This is a genomic window from Agathobaculum sp. LCP25S3_E8 (assembly GCF_052117165.1).
Taxonomy (GTDB): domain Bacteria; phylum Bacillota; class Clostridia; order Oscillospirales; family Butyricicoccaceae; genus Agathobaculum.
In genome coordinates this window covers 1-16,462 of the sequence record NZ_JBQKJR010000065.1, presented here as the reverse complement: position 1 = coordinate 16,462, position 16,462 = coordinate 1, and the positions used below count along the sequence as shown (strand labels likewise).

Sequence of the window (16,462 nt, the reverse complement as noted above, 5' to 3'; positions counted from 1 at the left end):
AGATTCAGTAAGCGGTTTACCGTTATTTGCTCCGCTTGTTTCTCCGGCGATAAAGAAGCACAGGATTTACAGATGTGCGCCGCATGACCTTTGCCGGAAAATTTTTCGTTAGCCTTATATTCTCCGCAGACTTTACAATAATGTCCATGCTTCTTCATAGGCTCGATTCCTTTTCACTGAGCGCATATAAACTGCGAACCGCCCCCATGATGATGTTCCACTCCAAATCTGCCGCATAGGAAAACTTCCTGCGGTAAGATTCCCAAAGTTTCTGCATCACAGGACTGCTTTCCACTTCATTCAAAACATCCACAGCTTCTGCAAGATGCCGTTCGGTTCCGCGTTTTTTGGCAGTTGCCAACAGTGCATCATAGAGCGTCTGCCTGTTCAATGTGTTCCCGTGGAGCTGATCCAGAATATAAATGTCATAGAAATCTCTCATGCGGGTGTTGGTGGTGGTTCTGGTGATGATTGTTTCCAGCTTTTCAGCCAGAACGGTTTCCAGATTGTATGCCCAAATGTCAATGGAGCGATCTTCCAGCATCAGCTTGAAAGAGTAGCGTACCTCCCTGGGGGTAATGGCATCCCCTGTGGAAATGTCAATCTTCAAAGGTGTCACCACACCGTCAAAGGTTGTAGTCATGCTGACCCGAATCCCAGGATACTCCGCTTCATCCATAATCTCTGAAATGCTTTTCAGCTGAAATTTGACGCCATCATCAATCGGCACACTCACAATAGCAGAAATCAGGTTCTCGATCTCCTCTACATTAACATTGGCTCCTTTTACAGTAGCGTCCAAGTCCATCGTGGAACGGGCATCCAGTCCAACCATTGCCGCTACCAGCATCCCGCCTTTCAGAATAAATTTATCACGATATTCAGAAAGGGAAATACGCTCCAGAAAACGCTCCATCATATAGTTTCGCATTAAAAGCTGTGCATCCGCAGATTTTTCTCTGGAAAGATTGCGAATCAAATCTTTTAGCTGCCTTGCTGTCTTTATCATAAAAGCACCTCCAAATACTGCCGTAAAATTTTTTCAACCCGGAACATACCGGCATACCGCATCAAAGTCCGCAGATCCTTGTCCTTTCTTCTGGCATACATCTTCAGCGCACCTTGAAAAGTCTGTATTTCCATGCTGCTTCGGCTGCGGAGCAGATCGCAGATGGTGCGCTCCATATCATAGACAGGAACCGTATGCCCAAAAGGTGTTTGGCCAGTTGTCAGCCCTACCTCATATAGTTCTGGTTTGATGGTGTAAACAGAAAGGCCCTCTGCCTTTAAGCGAGTGGTGCTGTACCCTCTGCGCACCGTGATAGCGTATGGAGATGGTTCCCGGTCTGTCAAGTCATGGAAAAATAGCGCTGATTCATGGGAAAATACTGCCTGACCACATCGCAGATGTAACAGAAACATCGCATCAATCCAGGTGTCCTCGGAGACATAAATTCCGTGAGCAACCTGCTGAAGATTTTTCTCTTTGACATATTCATAAAAAATGGGTTTTACAATTCCGCTAGCGATTACCTGTGCGGTTTGCAGCATCCCATCATGCTCGGTCAGAAGTCTGTCTAATTGCTCAAACCGTTCTGATTTGGTCACATCCATCACTTCCTTTCGTGCTACTATTATACACGGATGTAGCACAGAAGTAAATATAGCAATTTAACAGACACTGTCTGGCATTTTTGTGACCGCGCATTTTATCCATAAACCAAATCCTGAATGGCAAACTTCAAGTCCTGCACCTTGCCCAGCAGCCAGATGGCAGCCATCGGCAGACCATAGGGACTAATAAGGAATGCCATCACCAGCAGGATAATGCCGTTTTGCAGGGAACAGGTCAGCAGGACCGCCACGCCCAACAGGGCGATCACCATGCTGATAAGCCCCAGCACCAGACCGGAGACATAGACGATCCCCACACAAATCCAAACGAACAGGGTCAGCGCCAGAATCACCGGAACCATCACGATCTTCAACAGCAGTTTCAACAAAAATACCAATGCCCTCATTGTTATGCCTCCTCCCAAAATCACAGTTCCTGTTCCTGATTCCATTATCCCTGTCTCACAGCCAAAAGGCAAGGATACGGGCAAAAAGAAAAAGCGGAGGAAGGCGCGGCGAAGAAACGCCGTTCCTCCCTCCGCAGATGGGGTATTTGTCCCGGTTACGAAAGTTTGGAGAGTTGTGTCAGTATCTCTTTAACTCCGTCCCATAACTGTTCCTGCCGCTGGGATATATCCTCCAAATCGACATCATAAATCCGCCCGGTCTCATGTACCTTGCGGGTCAGCTGGTTTAAGTTGTTGCTGCTTCGGCGCAGCAGGGATACCAGTTCCTTCAGCTCCGGCAAATCCAGCTGCACCACATAGCCGTCCACAGCCATTTTTCGTAGATAGGCGCTCAGGTTTTTTGTCCCAAACTGTGCCATTTTCTGCTGAATCAACTCCATTTCATCAGCGGATACCCAAAACAGAACCGGCACATCCCGCTTGCGCTTGGGGCTGCTCATCGCTCCGGCTCCTGTTTCTTCGGGGCGGCAGGCTTGCGGGCAGGCGGTTCCTGCCTGAGCTTTTGCAGGACAGAGCTTTTCTGCGGTTCCTGCATGGCTTTTCTGGCCTGCCTGGTAAACAGATCGGTCAGACCGGGATTGACCCCATCCACAACCAGATAGGCACAGTGGCGGGAAGCATCGCTGTCCTCCGGCATGGGAATGGTTTTTGCCCAGGCTTTATTGTCCTGAGAGATACGCCCGTCATGGTTCTTGCGCTGGATGGTGTTGGCGAGAATAAACTGTACCCGTTCTGTCCCGAACTTTTCCAGCACATCTTTGACCGCCGCCTCCGTATCCAGCCGGTTCTCTGCATAGTGAGCGCTGATGGCCTGTTCAATGGCTTCTTTGCAGGCGCTGTTCGCTTGATATGAGTGGTTGTACTGTGCCATCTCCCCATGCTGGGACGCATAGGCGGCAGAATGGGGGTAGAGAGGGGCAGTTCGTAATTCTTCCTGCGCCCTGCACACATCATCGGCACGGTTTTCAATGCTGTCCCGGATCACATCCATGTAGCCGGTCTCCAGCTTTTCAAAATAACGGTACACATCCGCCAGCGGCGTGGGAGAATCCAAAAGTGCCTTGGCCTGGGCGTCGGTCAGCTCCAGCTCCTCCATTGCCATCACGATGTCCTCCCGGACCGTGTACTCATAGGTGTGGTGCAGGATTTCCTCCGGGGGCTGGCTTTTCAGCCAGTCCCGGAATTTATCCTGTTCATCAGACATTTTCTCAAAAAGAGCTGTATTCCAATCTGTTGCATTCATAATCATCGTACCTCCTCGTGTTGTTTTGGTTTCTTTTCAGGGCTGCGGGGCGGCACAGGGCGTTTCAGACTGTCCAGCACCGAGGGCCGCGCACTCTTGGCAACCACAGTTTCCGGCTGGGCATGACCCTTGCCGTCAATGTTCAGCAAGGTGTCCAGTTCCACCAGACGGGCGGACTTGACCCGCAGATCGTCCTCAAAGGGGAACGGCTTTCCTACTTCCTCCTTGGCAGCGGCCTGCTGCTGGTAAAGGTTCTCCAGCTGGTTTTTGACCGCCTCCAGACGCTGGGGCATCTGCGCCAGTGCGTTGTCGATACGGGTGAGATTTCCGCGTGGGTCTGTACCCAGGGTCGCCCGATGGGTCATTTGTCCTTTCAGCAGGAGCGTATATTCCTGTTTCCACGCTTCAAATTCCACCGACATAGTGAATCCACGGTAACTGCCAATCTGCACCGGATCGGAGGTTTTGACCTCCTTGCAGGCATCCAGCAGGGCTGCACCGGCATTTTCTTTGTCGGTCAGCACATCGCCCCGGATCTCCATACCGGCAAAGCCATCTGCCGGGTGTGGGTGCGTGGCCAGTGTTTCCAAATCGGCTTCAAATCCCTGAATATACCCCTTGTTGGTTTCGATTTCCTGCGGGAAGTATTTGAGCAGCTGGTCCTCCAGACGGTACTGCTTGCTCTGGTGGTCGGCTTTCATCAGCTTCAGCTTGGCAACCTCCACATCCAAATCCATGCGTTCCTTGATACGGGGGTCTCCGGCACACAGGGCCTTGATCTCGGCAAAGGAAAGCGCCGTTTCATCCACATCGTCGCAGCTTCTCACAGGCGATTTCGAGGTCATAATCTGGCTGATGAATTTCTGTTTGTTTTCCACCGTCTGCCAGAGGTAGGCATCAAAAGTTCCCTCCGTGACATAGCGGTACACATGGACAAGAGGGTTCTGGTTGCCCTGGCGCTCGATACGGCCCTTGCGCTGGGCAAGGTCTCCCGGACGCCACGGGCAGTCCAGGTCATGCAGCGCCACAAGGCGATCCTGCACATTGGTGCCAGCGCCCATCTTGGCAGTGCTGCCTAATAGGACACGTACCTGCCCGGTGCGGACCTTGGAGAACAGTTCCTTTTTCCGTACCTCTGTGTTGGCTTCGTGGATAAAGGCGATCTGCTCGGCAGGCATCCCCTGGGCGATGAGCTTCTGGCGGATGTCCTCATAGATGGTATCCATGAAAAGCCCGTTTCCGGGTCAAGGCAAAAGGCAACGGGCTTGCCCTCCGGCGCAAGGGAAGATTTGTCATGGACGATAACGCGCACATTCGGCTCCCGCTTCACGCGCCCGATCAGCAGGACGCTCCTTGCTGCGGCGCGGAAGTCGATAGAACCTAAGCCCCGGTATGCGCTCTGCCCTCCGGCAGCTTTGTTGAGATGTCCGATAAGGATAACGGCGCACCCGGTACGCTCGGCAACATCGGCAAGGCGGCGGAACATGGGGCGCACTTCGTTTGCCCTGTTCATATCGGTCTTTTCGCCCATGTACGCCTGTATGGGGTCAAGGATAATCAACCGCGCCCCGTTCTGCGTGATTGCCTTTTCAATACGCTCGTCGGAGAGGGTAAGCTCCCGCTTGGCTTCATCAATGACAAGCACGCGGTCAAGGTCGGCTTCGGCTTCTATCAAGCGGGGCTTGACGGTATCGCCCAGCCCGTCCTCGGCGGTCTGGTAAATCACTTGGAATGGCGGCAAGGGCTTCATTCCCGGCAGCGTTCCCCCAGTGGTGCAGGCGGCGGCAAGGCGTAGGGCAAAGGTGGTCTTGCCCTCGCCGGGGTTGCCTTGCACAATGGTTACTTTCCCAAAGGGGATATACGGCTCCCATAGCCATTCAACGGTCTGCGTGTCAACCTCGCTCATGCGGATAATCTCGACGGTTTCTTCCTGCGGCGGCTCTTTCAAGCCATAAATTGCTTCCCGCAAATACTTCCCGTCTGTGATTTCTGCCCGGTGCTGCAACACCTCGTTCCAATCCTTGAAAAGAGGGATAAGGCGGTGGGCGGTCAAGCCCTCCGGCATGAGTTTCACAAGGCGGCTGCAAGCGTCGTTTCCGGCTTGGTCGCTGTCAAGGCAGAGATAAACCGTCGTGATGTTCGGGCGGTCAGAGAGGAAGCGCAAAAGGGCTTTCTCGCCCACACCGCCCAACGCCAGATAGCTTTGCTTCTGCCAGTCCTTTTTGAACAGACAGAGGAAAGATAAAAGGTCAATGGGGGCTTCAAAGACAAACAATCTTTCGCCCTCGCCGCGATAGCAGAAATTAAAGGCTTTGTCGCTGCCTTTCACATCAAGCCGGAAGCTCCCGGCTGTGCCGCGCTGGTGGGCATATCGCGGTATGCCGTTTTCATCTCTGCCGACAAATACGGCGTTGTGGTGGGCGGCTTCTTCGTAAATATCCCCGGTGGAAAAGAAAAAGCCCGTCACATCTTCATCAATGCGGCGGGCGGCTGTGAGGTAGTTCCTCGCTGTTCGGTTGTCGGGGCTGCGGGGCGGTAGCCGGAAGTCGGAGAGGGGCGCGGAGCTTGGTCTATCCGGCGGCGGTGCGGCTCCCTTTTCTCCTGTGAGAAGTTCCACGGCTTCGGTAAAGCTCTTGCCGAAAAATTCCATGACAAAATCAACGGGGCCGCCGCCCTTGCTCTGGCTGTGGCGATACCACTTGTTGCCCCGGACGGTCAAGCTGTCGTGCCGTTTCCATCGGTATTCCTGTCCGGCTCGTTCCAGCGGTTCCCCCTGCGATTGCAGGAACAAAACAAGGTCGGCTTGGTTCGCCCGGTCTATCTGTTCTTGGGTGTAGTACATGACTGATACCTCGCTTTCTATGATTGAATTGTTCATAGTTTCCGAGTAAAATAAATATAAAGGATTTGTGGAGGGCGGTTGCATGAAGAAAGTATTGTGTGCGATATGGGTCATCGCAGTTATTGTGTTTTTCGTTGATTGGGGAATTGTGGGGCTATCACTGTTAGATGGCAATTACGAAATCAAAGCAGGAATTTATGTTGGGCTTGTTTGTTTTATTATCATATTAGCCGGTTCAATTTACAGACTGTTTAATAACAGATGTCCTCATTGTGGAAAAGCAATACTAACAAACGGAAAATATTGCCCCCATTGCGGGGAAGAAATCAAAAAATGACTTTAAGCAGACAATAAGCTGGACGGACAAGCCGGACAGCTTGCCCGTCCTTTTCTTTATCGCTCCTGTTCCTGCCGCTTGGTGCGGTTCTGTGTCTGCTCCGGCTGGTCGGCACGGAGTGCAATATCCACGCATTTGCGGATTTTTTGAAGCTCGGCAACCTCGGCGCGGGTATCTTTCAGTTTGGTATAATCGCTGTCCCTCTGTGTTTTGATGGCGGTATATTCTTTCTCCCACGCGGAGATCGGCAGGGTTTTCACGCCCTCCGGCAAATGGGCATGGAGATAGCGGTTTGCCGCGTCCCATAGGGTAAGCTCGGCGCGGCGGGCTTCCGCAAACTTCTCCTGTTTTCCTTTCCAGCGGATTTGTCGGTACTCGTCCTGTATGGGCTTGTAGGTTTGATAATTTCTGCCGTACTCAATAAGCTTTTGCAGTTCTTTCATGCGCTGCTCGGCGGTTTTCATTCCCTCCCGGATTGAATAGGCTTTATCGCTGACAGAGGAAAGAGAAGCGTCCAGCTCGTCAAGATTAGAGATGCCATGCTCGGAGAGATAGTTGACCGCTGCCGCTATGGTTTTCAATTCATCGGTTGCGTGTTGGTGCTGCCAACTCTGCGAATACTTCTGGCTCTTTTCTCTCTGAACGCTCAAATACTTCATCAGCAGATTTGCAAGGTTGGGAGATTGCGGCGGCTGTTCTGGAGCGGTTTCCCGCGCTTTGAACAGGTCGGCAATCCATTCCTTGAGCTTGCCAATCTGCGCCCAGATTTCCCGGATAAGGCGGTTTGCCTTTTGGATACTGCGGTTCAGTTCGCCTTTCTCGGTGGCGATACCTTTCTTCTCCATCTGGCAAGCCGCCACGCCCATGTGGACGGTGGGCAGCTCGTCAATTCCTCTCTCGGCGTTGCTGCGGTGGTCGATACGCTCCGGGCTTCCGTTTCTCTCCAAAAAGTCGTTGGTATAGTCAGCCCATGCCTTGCGCCACAAGAGGGTGTTGTCCTTGTCGTTCCAGCCTGTAAGGTCAATTTTGTGCGTCTTGTATCTGCCGCTTGGCAAGCGGATACGCTCGCCGTTTTCATCAAGGTCATATTCCTTTTTGGATTTCGCTGTCCACGCGCCGCGCTCGTCAAGGGGGCGCATAGTCAGCATGATATGACAATGGGGGTTGCCGCTGTCGGTGTCATGGATAGCAAAATCCACACACATTCCTCTGGAAACAAATTGAGAGGAACAGTATTCCCGGACAAGCCGGATCTGTTCCTCTCTGGATAATTCTATGGGGAGTGCCGCGTCAATCTCTCTGGCAAGCTGGGCGTTCCCGGCTTTCTCGTAAAGCTCCACGCTGTTCCACAAGGTTGAACGGTCAGAGAATGAGGGTGGCGCATGGGGCGGCAGTAGGATTTCCGTATGGACAACGCCGCGCTTGCGGGTGTAGTCATGGGTCATTCCGTCCCACTCGTTTGTGATTTTCTCGCCGCTTCGATAGGCGGCTGCGGCAACGGCTGACTTGCCTTTTCCTCGGCTCACAATGCCGATGTTACAATGGTAAATGGCTATGGGTATCACCTCCCGGATAGGATAACAAAACCCGCAAAAATGGTACAGACGCCAACGGCGGGTGTACTGTTTTTGTGGGTGTGCAGGGATAGCCGCGAAGCGGCGCAAGGGGTGCAGCCCCTTGTTGCGGCAAAGCCGCCATATCGTAGCGCGGGGAAATCTCCCTGTGCGGAGATAAAGCCCTCGGCAGAGCGCACACGCCCGTTAGGGTGTATAAGTGCGCCCTTATTTCCTAAGGGATTTTCAGCTTGTCGCTCCCTCGGCTCGTTTTTTCAGATATTCCCGCGCTGGTTCACTCGTCAAGGCAAGCCGGAGAAGTGCTGTGGCTTCCTCGTCGGTCATGTTCTTTGCTTCCGGCACAATGCTTTCAAAGACTGCGCCCCGGACAATAAGGCGGTGGCTGCGCGTTCTGCGTTCCTCTTTGGATAGCTTCTGACGCAACATCTTTTCTCGGTTCTCAAACTGCCGAATTTTCTTCTTTCCGTCCTCAATCTCGGCTTGCAGTTCTTCGCGGGTTTTCTCTCTTGGCTTTGTCATGGTTGGTCGCTCCTTTCTAATCATAGGCAAACGAAAAGAGCAGCCGTTTTCTTGTGTGAAAATAGCTGCTCTCAGTTGGTGTATTCTGTTATTGAGTAGGCGTTATCTGCCCGATAAACTGGAAGTTGATGTTTACTTGTTAGTGAATCTGCCCAACTCTGCAAACAAAGCAGCAGCAAATATACATTCAACCAAGATAAGCGTGAGTGCAATAAAAAGTGCAGAAAAAATACACCCTATAACAAGTGATAAAACAGGGATGATAATTGCGAATATCCGATAGCTTATCGACTTATATAACCACGAATATGGCAATAAATGTGCACCAAATACCATTGCATAGACCATTACCATTTTATCGGGTACAGCATTAAATACCCACATTACAATCAATAAATACAAAAACTGATTACAGGTAAATAGAAATCCTACATTACCGAGCGGATTGCTTTTATCAAAGATATCAACCTTTAATATTTTACCAATCGCCCAAGAAATCGGTAATAACGGGCATGAGCAACAAAGCACAAGCAAATTCTCTGTATTTTGTGGCAAGTCCAACAATATTACAATTAGTATCAATAACCATATAATTATAGAGGCACATATAAACGGCAATCCTTTTTTCTGCTTAATTGCTATATTACTTCTTAATTCATCCAAGCACATCTTCTTTCCTCCAAACACCGATTTGTCGCTCCGTTGCTTGGCTAAAGTATAGCACAAAACTGTGAACAAATCTACCTCATTTCAACCTGTCAGCGGCATTATTTTCTCTGGCATACCTTCGCGCTGCTTCCCGCCGTTTCTCGCTGTATGGGGCGGTCAGACGGAAGGAGAAACGCCCCTTGCGGATCACAAACTCCATGCAGCCCGTGTCCGGGTCTGCGTCGGTCTGGCAGCACTGGTCGGGGTGCTGTCCGGCGTAGGCGGCAAGCCGCTTCTTTAAGTCGGTGTTGTGGGTGCGGATATGGATTAGCGGGTCTTTCTCATCAAACCAAATATCGGTGGTCTTTTCCTGCTTCGTAAGCCCTGTTCTCATAAACTCTCCTTTCTGCGCCCCTGTTACGCAATAGGGGCATTTTTCGGGTGTTTTTCCCGGCTCTTGACTTGGGGAAAATGAGGATTTTCAAATAGAAACCGCCCGGACGGGGAGTGTATCGTCGGGGCGGCTGTTATCGCAAGATTTCTGTTTTTTCCGGCTCTTGACCGTCAGACGCGGATAAACGCGAACTGTCGGCAAGCACCAGTTTGAGCAGCTTGTCGCGGAATGTTTCTGTGCTGCTGTGATTGAAAAACAACTCCGCAACAATGGTCTGCCCGTTCCTCTGGGTCGTGATGATACTGTCGGGGGTCTGTTCTGCCATAGGCGGCTCCTTTCTTTGGGCGCAAAAGAGGGATTTCCCGTAGTTCGGAAAATCCCTCTTGGTTGACGGTTATTCTGTTTTACTGTGCGGGCTGTGCGGCGGCTGCCTGCGCCTTTCGCCTTGCCCGGTATTCCCGCGCTTTCATGCGGTCATACTCCCGTTGCTTTTCAAGATTTCTCGCCCGGTATTCCCTTGAATAGTTGCGGTGGTAGGCGCGGCTCTTTTCCTTTTTGGCTTCTTCGATTTCCTCCCGCATTTGCCGGATTTCCTGCTCGGTCGGCTCTGCAAGCTGTGTTACTTCGTTCTCGAACCTGCCGATATAGTTGAAATATATGCTGATGTGCTGGATTGCGTATCTCGCCCTTTTCTGGTCGCGCTCATGCACTTCAATCCGGCTGATAAACTCGTTGAGAATGGCGGGGGTGAGGTCGGTAAAGGCGGCATGGCGTTCCGTCAGCTTCAAAAACTTCTGCGCCCGTCCTCCCGCGTTCTCATAAGCGGATAGCTGCTCTTGGAGCGTGGCAAGCTCCGCTTTCAGCGCGTAGTATTCTTCTGAATACTTCTGCGACATCTGCTCATAGCGGTCTTGCGGGATCGTGCCGAGGGCGTTGTCCTCATAGAGCTTATTCAGCACCTTGTCAATCTGTTCAAGGCGCGTCGTGATTTGCGGGATACGCTTCTGCTGCTTTTTGGTCTGGTCGGTCTGCTGCATGGCAAGGTTCTTTTTCACTAATGCTTCAAACTCCGCCCGATTGCTGATAGAATAGTCCTCGATTTTCTTCAGCACTTCCGCGATGGTCTGCATGAGCAAGTCCGCGTCCATGATGTGCGGTGAATGGCATTTGGGGTTCTTGGCTTTTCCCTTGTGGTACTCGCTGCAAAAAGCAACGTGCCGCTTGCCGCCGTTCCGGTAATCTATACGAATGTGCATTTTTGCGCCGCAGTCCTTACAGAAAAGTAAGCCTGATAAAGGGTGGATTTCCCCGTCCCCGTTGGGGCGTCTGACGGGTGCGTTTTCCAAAATCCGCTGTACGGTTTCAAAATCGCTGCGGCTGATAATCGGCTCATGCACATTTTCTGTGATGTGCCACTGGCTCCGGTCTACATAGTGGTTATGTTTATCCCGGAAATGCTTTGTAGTCTTGAAGTTGACCACATCGCCGCAATACTCCTGCCGTGTGAGGATATGGGAATACTGTCCCTTGAGCGTGTCCAGATACTGCCGCAGGATAGTCTCTCGGCTCATGGCGTTCACCAGAGAAACCTCCATGCCGGAGAGCTGAATGTCCGCAGGCATCAGGTCAACACCCTCCGGGTGGTGCAGGATGCCCTCGCCGGGTTTGAGTGGTTCATCCATCAGAATACGGCCCATCGCGTCGGACAGGGTAAAGGGCAGCTTGTCCGGCTGAGGGTGGCCCAGGCTGATGGTCAGGTTGCCTTGCGGGTCCCCGTCGATCAGCAGCACTTTCTTTCCGGTCTGCGCCAGCCCGATCCCCAGGTTGGCACAAGTTGTTGTCTTGCCAACGCCGCCTTTCTGGTTGGCGATGGCGATAATTTGCGTGTTCACTTTGCAATCACCTCGTTTCTGGAATAAAAAAGGGAGAATGTGACGTAAATCAACATTCTCCCTGAGAAACGATATGCGATTGTATTGCTGCTTGTCTTATTTGTGTTCAGCTTTCAGGGAGCCATCCCGCCGCAAACCCGCATGAATACTGGATTTCTGCTTGTTTGCCTTTCCCTTTCCCGAATAACCTCTGTTCAACGAGTATTACGCCAGAGACACCAGCCGTAAAATCCGTTCCACTTTCCAGTCAAAAGGCAAGTCCGGCAAGCACCTCACAGGCACGGTCATTTACGGCTATCTTTGGAACGAAGCAAGAGACCAATGGTTGGTTGACCCCGAAGCCGCAGAGGTGGTCAAGCGCATCTTTGCCATGACGATTGAGGGCTACGGTCCGTATCAGATCGCCAGCAAGCTGAAAGAAGAAAAAATCCTCATTCCGTCCGCTTACCTTGCCCGGCACGGCGAGGGCGTGAACAAAAACAAGACTTTCAAAGATGTGTACGGCTGGGGTTCTTCCACCATCTGCAACATTCTTGAAAAGCGTGAGTATCTGGGACACACCATCAATTTCAAGACCCGAAAGCATTTCAAGGACAAGAAAAGCCATTATGTCCCGGAGGACGAATGGACGATTTTCGAAAATACCCATGAGCCTATCATTGACCAACAGACCTTTGACCTTGTGCAGAAAATCCGTGGGAATGTCAGACGCTACCCGGACGGCTGGGGCGAAGCAGCTCCCCTCACAGGCTTGCTCTATTGCGCCGATTGCGGCGGCAAGATGTATGTCCACCGCACCAACAACGGCAAGCGCATTTCTCAATACACCTGCTCACAGTACACCAAAGTTCCTTGTGGGACACTCTGCAAGACCCAGCACCGTATCAATGAAGATGTGGTACTGTCCCTTGTCTCTGAAATGCTCAAAGCCATTGCCGAGTATGCAAAGCATGACCGAGCCGAGTTTGTCCGTGTGGTGCAGGAAGCGCAGTCCAGCCAGCAGACCACAGAGGTCAAGAAACAGCGGACACGCCTTGCCGCCGCAAAGCAGAGAGTTTCCGAGCTGGAAGTCCTGCTCTGCAAAATCTATGAGGACAACATTTTAGGCAAGCTGTCCGACAGCAGATACGCCACTCTGGACGCTCAATACGAAAAGGAACAGTCCGAGCTTACCGCTGAAATCTCTGCTCTGGAAAAGGCTGTCAAGAGCTATGAAAAGCACGAAAAGGACGCTGACCGTTTTATCACTCTGATCGACAAATATGAGAACTTCGACAAGCTGACCATTGCCATGCTCAACGAGTTTATCGAGAAAATCCTTGTGCATGAGCGTGACCGCAAAGGCAGTATACAGACCACACAGGAGGTCGAGATTTACTTCAATTTTGTCGGGCGATTTGTTCCCCCGGCGTTTGGAGAAGTGGAGCTGACCCCGGAGGAATTAGAGGAAATCCGCAAACGTGAGGAACGCAAGGACAGGCTTCATCAGAACTACTTGAAGCGGAAAGCCAGCGGAGCGCAGAAGCGATACGAGGACAAAATCAAGAAGCGGAAAAAGGCAGAAATCGAAGCCAAGAAAGCCGCCATTCGTGCAGAGGACATTGCAAAGGGCGTGTTCGTCCCTGTCAGCAGTTTACCGCAGAGAGAGCCGATGAAAGGAGTACAAACAGCATGAATATCACTTACACACAGAACGGAGATTATCTTATCCCGAACATCGTTATCCGCAAGACCAAGCCCCTCGGACACTACGGCAGACTTCGCAAGGCGTATCTGGAAATACACCGCTCGATACTGTTCAATGAGCTAGTGCTATCCGACAAGCTCTTTGAGCATTGCGCCGAGATTGACGAAGCGGCACGAAACCGCATAGAGCTGATCGTGCGGTCACTGGCAGAGCAAAACGGCGTGACCGAGCATCTAAAAGCCGAAAACCAAATGGAATGGGTGCGGCAGATGAACGCTTGCAAGGCACAGGCAGAGGAAGTTGTGAAAGCGGAATTGATTTATGATTGAGTGAGGAAGTCCGGGCAGAAAACTGTTCGGACTTTGTTCATACAGTCCAAAGTTGCGGTAGAATTGTTCACAAGTTTTATGGTATAATTTGAATACGAAAATTAAGCAACAAATCGGGATTGACCGAGCTCTTTGAGTGAGGGATACTTCTTATCCGAAGGGTACGAAGGTGTAATTGAGAATGATTAGAACAATCAGAATTGTTTTAATATGTCTTAGATGCAGAAGGTGAACAAAAAATTGCTTATACTGTGAGAAGTTCGCAGCATGTGGCATGGCAGAGTAAAATTTTTAGCTATGAATTTACATATTAAGGTGTTCACTAAGGAGGATGTAGAAGATGATGTATAATAATTTTTCTATAGTTGATTATCAGAAATCTGAGGATGAAAATAAAGCTATTCAAAAACTGGCAGAACATAGAGACATTAAGCTGATGGTTAAAGAGATTGGCGAGAAATATGGAATAGATATTCAATCTACAGAAGGAAATTCACATTTGGGTGATTTTAGCTATCCCAAGGAAGATGAACAAAAGTTAATTGCTATTCTGGATAGGTATTTAAAAGATTAGCGCAGATAATAAATATTGGCAGATGATTGGAGGGAGCCGAGAATGGCTGAAAAAGGTTATGGAGAAATTAAAGCAAGAGCAAAAATTTTTCCAAGTGATATTGATAAATTCAGCGAGCAAGGGGTTGGCATAGCTTTAGTCCAAGCTAAAGCTTCTCCAAAAACGAAGCAAAGGGCTGAAGCAAAAGGGATAAAACTTTACGATGACCTTTCACCTGAAAAAGTTAAAGAAGTTCGTGAAAAAGTGAAAAAAGGGAAAACTGGAGGTAACAACAATGCTTGATATTACATTTTTCAAAAAACGAAATAATGATAATTTTGTTCCTTGTACAATAGAATTGTGTGATGAAGATTACAAAAAACTAATTGTTTCAAATTTCGCAAAAAGATTTCACTCTGAAAAACAATGCTTAATAGTGGAAGAAGAAGAATACTCTATCGATGCTGTGTATTGTGATGCTCTTGTTTTGGAGGAAGCTAAAGAAATTTGTAATAGATTACTGTTTGAAGAACTTGAGAAAGTACAAAATTACTGTAGTAAAATTGAAGGAGAAACTATAAACAAAAGCAAGTTGAATTTTATGTTTGTTCTTAGAGACGTGCTAAGTAGTCTCGGCGAATGTCAGTATTTTTCATACGTTTGAAATAAAGGTGTTTTGTATAAACGTACAATCGGAATTTGACGGGGAGGTCTCATGAGGACAGAATATAAACACAATCCGCCCATTCCATATAGTCTGCATGATATGCGGGTCAAAAAGATTATAATTCAAGATAAGACAATAGCACTTGAATTTGAGGACGGATATGTAAAACTTACAGAACCTTTTGAACAGGTCGAGGGAAACATCACAATCGAAGGTGTGGATTTTGATTGTACCTGCGTTATGTTGCAGAGCAAATGGGGAAACTATGGAAAATTCAACGGTGAGAAATTAGAACTGGAACACTTTATAAAGAGATACAAAAACTATAGCTTTGAAATTGTAGATGAATTATATGGGTATAATCAAGTATTGTATTCTGGTTATTTATCTATCTTAGAAACAGAAGATTTAGTTCAAATGGACATTTCAATTTACTTTACGGGCAAAATTATTTACGATACAAAAGAGTAACAAATTCCAGTTTGTCGCACTGATAAAAACCCTTTAGGAACTAAAGGGCGCACTTCTATACTCTCCTGTCGAGAGTATCGTGCGTCCTGCGGAGCTTCATTCCCGGTCAGCAGAAGAAAACTGCTCGACCGAGAATGTTTCGTCACTTCGTTCCGTCAAGGTGGCTACACCCCCTTGCGCCGCTTATGCGGCTATCCCCTGTGGACTTGCCGTCCGTAAACGGTTTTGACAAACCGTTCGCCGCCAGCAAGTTGTAAATAAAGTATGATGGAGGTACTCAATTTGAAAAGAGTTGCAAAAATAGTTTTGATAGGAGTCTGCTTCGGCTTGATTTTGTTATTCCTTAAAATTAGTTTTAGGATTGATGATGCAGCTTTTATGCATGGTTATTGGATTGCGGCGGTTGCCATTGTATTAGGTGCTGTGTTAATCAATGTATGTTACAATCTAATTTATTTTAACAAAGTCAAGAAAATTGCAAAGCTGTTGAGTGAAGAAAAGCCACAGGAATACATTGACGGTATAGAAAATTTGCTAAAAACCGCAAAAGGGAAAACATTAAGAAATATCTTAGAATTAAATTTGGCTGCTGGATACATTGAGACAAAACAATTTGATATAGCAATTCCTATGCTGGAAAAATTGTCCCATGAGCGGCTGAGCGGTTCTTCTGTTAATGTAGTTCATAAAATCAACCTTTGCTTGAGCTATTTTGAAACTGCACAGTATGAAAAAGCAATTACAGTATACAACGAAAACCAAGGACTTTTTCAACAATATAGACATCACAAAATCTACGGCGGAAACATAGCCATACTTGATATAATAGCAGCAATTATAAATGAGCAATATAATCAGGCAGAAGAATTGCTGGATACGGCAAAGAAAATGTATGATGATCCTCGATTAAAAAAATCGTTTCGAGAAATTCTTGATATATTAAATAAAGCAAAGGCGGAAAATCACTAACATCATAACTCAATACAGAAAATCAGACCGTTGACTGGTCGCACTATGCGAAAAGTTGACGGTCTTTTTTGTCCCCAATATCAAAAAAAGGAGGTCAATCACAATGACAAAACCGAAAACCCTTGAACAGCTTCGAGCCGAAAAGGAGGTCAGGTAGAATAAGTTTCGCAAAAACAAAAAAGACATGGTTTGCAGATCTTTGGTAGAATGAAGTCGCGACACACCATTCGAAAGGAGACAGCAAACCATGTCCGAG

At 48.9% G+C, this 16,462-nt stretch carries 19 protein-coding genes and 3 pseudogenes; 8 read left to right on the top strand and 14 right to left on the bottom strand.

Annotation, left to right across the window (positions count from 1 at the left end):
* Nucleotides 1–154 precede the first annotated feature (154 nt).
* The 7 genes from ACTQ34_RS15515 to ACTQ34_RS15485 form a co-directional block, all read right to left on the bottom strand.
* A complete protein-coding gene (locus tag ACTQ34_RS15515; RefSeq protein WP_154473823.1) occupies nt 155–1,009 on the bottom strand; it encodes a nucleotidyl transferase AbiEii/AbiGii toxin family protein in 855 nt (284 codons plus the stop codon).
* The gene (locus tag ACTQ34_RS15510; RefSeq protein WP_002576209.1) at nt 1,006–1,614 is read right to left on the bottom strand and encodes a type IV toxin-antitoxin system AbiEi family antitoxin domain-containing protein; all 609 of its coding nucleotides are present in this window, start codon (nt 1,612–1,614) and stop codon (nt 1,006–1,008) included. Before ACTQ34_RS15510 ends, ACTQ34_RS15515 begins: the two co-directional genes overlap by 4 nt.
* A gap of 95 nt (nt 1,615–1,709) precedes the next feature.
* The gene (locus tag ACTQ34_RS15505) at nt 1,710–2,021 is read right to left on the bottom strand and encodes a CD1845 family protein (protein ID WP_002576210.1); all 312 of its coding nucleotides are present in this window, start codon (nt 2,019–2,021) and stop codon (nt 1,710–1,712) included.
* 155 nt (nt 2,022–2,176) lie between these two features.
* Entirely contained in the window at nt 2,177–2,521 is a 345-nt protein-coding gene (locus ACTQ34_RS15500) for a plasmid mobilization protein (protein WP_002576211.1), read from the bottom strand.
* On the bottom strand, nt 2,518–3,324 hold the full coding sequence (locus ACTQ34_RS15495; RefSeq protein WP_154473821.1) for a DUF3849 domain-containing protein: 807 nt from the start codon (nt 3,322–3,324) through the stop codon (nt 2,518–2,520). The genes ACTQ34_RS15500 and ACTQ34_RS15495 overlap by 4 nt, the downstream gene beginning before the upstream one ends.
* A gap of 2 nt (nt 3,325–3,326) precedes the next feature.
* A complete protein-coding gene (locus ACTQ34_RS15490) occupies nt 3,327–4,502 on the bottom strand; it encodes a helicase-related protein (protein WP_441364577.1) in 1,176 nt (391 codons plus the stop codon).
* Complete coding sequence (locus ACTQ34_RS15485; protein ID WP_441364576.1) at nt 4,400–6,166, bottom strand: AAA family ATPase; 1,767 nt, start codon at nt 6,164–6,166, stop codon at nt 4,400–4,402. The genes ACTQ34_RS15490 and ACTQ34_RS15485 overlap by 103 nt, the downstream gene beginning before the upstream one ends.
* Nucleotides 6,167–6,248: 82 nt before the next feature.
* Here ACTQ34_RS15485 and ACTQ34_RS15480 point away from each other — a divergent pair, with 82 nt between their 5' ends.
* On the top strand, nt 6,249–6,503 hold the full coding sequence (locus tag ACTQ34_RS15480) for a zinc-ribbon domain-containing protein (protein ID WP_441364575.1): 255 nt from the start codon (nt 6,249–6,251) through the stop codon (nt 6,501–6,503).
* Nucleotides 6,504–6,559: 56 nt separating this feature from the next.
* On the opposite strand, the gene mobQ is transcribed toward ACTQ34_RS15480, so the two are convergent.
* The 7 genes and pseudogenes from mobQ to ACTQ34_RS15445 form a co-directional block, all read right to left on the bottom strand.
* Entirely contained in the window at nt 6,560–8,029 is a 1,470-nt protein-coding gene (gene mobQ, locus ACTQ34_RS15475) for a MobQ family relaxase (protein WP_441364574.1), read from the bottom strand.
* A gap of 273 nt (nt 8,030–8,302) precedes the next feature.
* Nucleotides 8,303–8,596, bottom strand: a complete 294-nt coding sequence (locus ACTQ34_RS15470; RefSeq protein WP_112091127.1) for a DUF3847 domain-containing protein — start codon at nt 8,594–8,596, stop codon at nt 8,303–8,305.
* Nucleotides 8,597–8,728: 132 nt separating this feature from the next.
* Nucleotides 8,729–9,265 (bottom strand): DUF7010 family protein, encoded by a 537-nt coding sequence (locus ACTQ34_RS15465; protein ID WP_441364573.1) that lies wholly within the window; start codon nt 9,263–9,265, stop codon nt 8,729–8,731.
* Nucleotides 9,266–9,341: 76 nt separating this feature from the next.
* Nucleotides 9,342–9,638, bottom strand: a complete 297-nt coding sequence (locus ACTQ34_RS15460; protein ID WP_441364572.1) for a hypothetical protein — start codon at nt 9,636–9,638, stop codon at nt 9,342–9,344.
* Nucleotides 9,639–9,771: 133 nt separating this feature from the next.
* Nucleotides 9,772–9,963: a transposon-encoded TnpW family protein gene (locus ACTQ34_RS15455; protein ID WP_006060444.1), complete on the bottom strand. Its 192-nt coding sequence runs from the start codon at nt 9,961–9,963 to the stop codon at nt 9,772–9,774.
* 79 nt (nt 9,964–10,042) lie between these two features.
* Nucleotides 10,043–10,459: pseudogene (locus ACTQ34_RS15450) on the bottom strand (DUF4368 domain-containing protein); the annotation flags it as partial.
* 297 nt (nt 10,460–10,756) lie between these two features.
* A pseudogene (locus ACTQ34_RS15445) lies at nt 10,757–11,530 on the bottom strand (AAA family ATPase); the annotation flags it as partial.
* A 190-nt stretch (nt 11,531–11,720) separates the two neighbouring features.
* On the opposite strand from ACTQ34_RS15445, the pseudogene ACTQ34_RS15440 reads away from it, so the two are divergent.
* The 7 genes and pseudogenes from ACTQ34_RS15440 to ACTQ34_RS15410 form a co-directional block, all read left to right on the top strand.
* Nucleotides 11,721–13,205: pseudogene (locus ACTQ34_RS15440) on the top strand (recombinase family protein); the annotation flags it as partial.
* Nucleotides 13,202–13,546: a TnpV protein gene (locus ACTQ34_RS15435; RefSeq protein WP_441364571.1), complete on the top strand. Its 345-nt coding sequence runs from the start codon at nt 13,202–13,204 to the stop codon at nt 13,544–13,546. The pseudogene ACTQ34_RS15440 and the gene ACTQ34_RS15435, both read left to right, overlap by 4 nt.
* A gap of 340 nt (nt 13,547–13,886) precedes the next feature.
* On the top strand, nt 13,887–14,120 hold the full coding sequence (locus ACTQ34_RS15430; protein ID WP_202183597.1) for a hypothetical protein: 234 nt from the start codon (nt 13,887–13,889) through the stop codon (nt 14,118–14,120).
* 42 nt (nt 14,121–14,162) lie between these two features.
* A complete protein-coding gene (locus tag ACTQ34_RS15425) occupies nt 14,163–14,402 on the top strand; it encodes a hypothetical protein (protein ID WP_119195228.1) in 240 nt (79 codons plus the stop codon).
* Nucleotides 14,395–14,763: a hypothetical protein gene (locus ACTQ34_RS15420; RefSeq protein ID WP_441364570.1), complete on the top strand. Its 369-nt coding sequence runs from the start codon at nt 14,395–14,397 to the stop codon at nt 14,761–14,763. Before ACTQ34_RS15425 ends, ACTQ34_RS15420 begins: the two co-directional genes overlap by 8 nt.
* Before the next feature lie 51 nt (nt 14,764–14,814).
* On the top strand, nt 14,815–15,237 hold the full coding sequence (locus ACTQ34_RS15415) for a hypothetical protein (protein ID WP_117445846.1): 423 nt from the start codon (nt 14,815–14,817) through the stop codon (nt 15,235–15,237).
* A 282-nt stretch (nt 15,238–15,519) separates the two neighbouring features.
* Nucleotides 15,520–16,206, top strand: a complete 687-nt coding sequence (locus ACTQ34_RS15410; RefSeq protein ID WP_441364569.1) for a hypothetical protein — start codon at nt 15,520–15,522, stop codon at nt 16,204–16,206.
* The last annotated feature ends 256 nt before the right edge of the window (nt 16,207–16,462 follow it).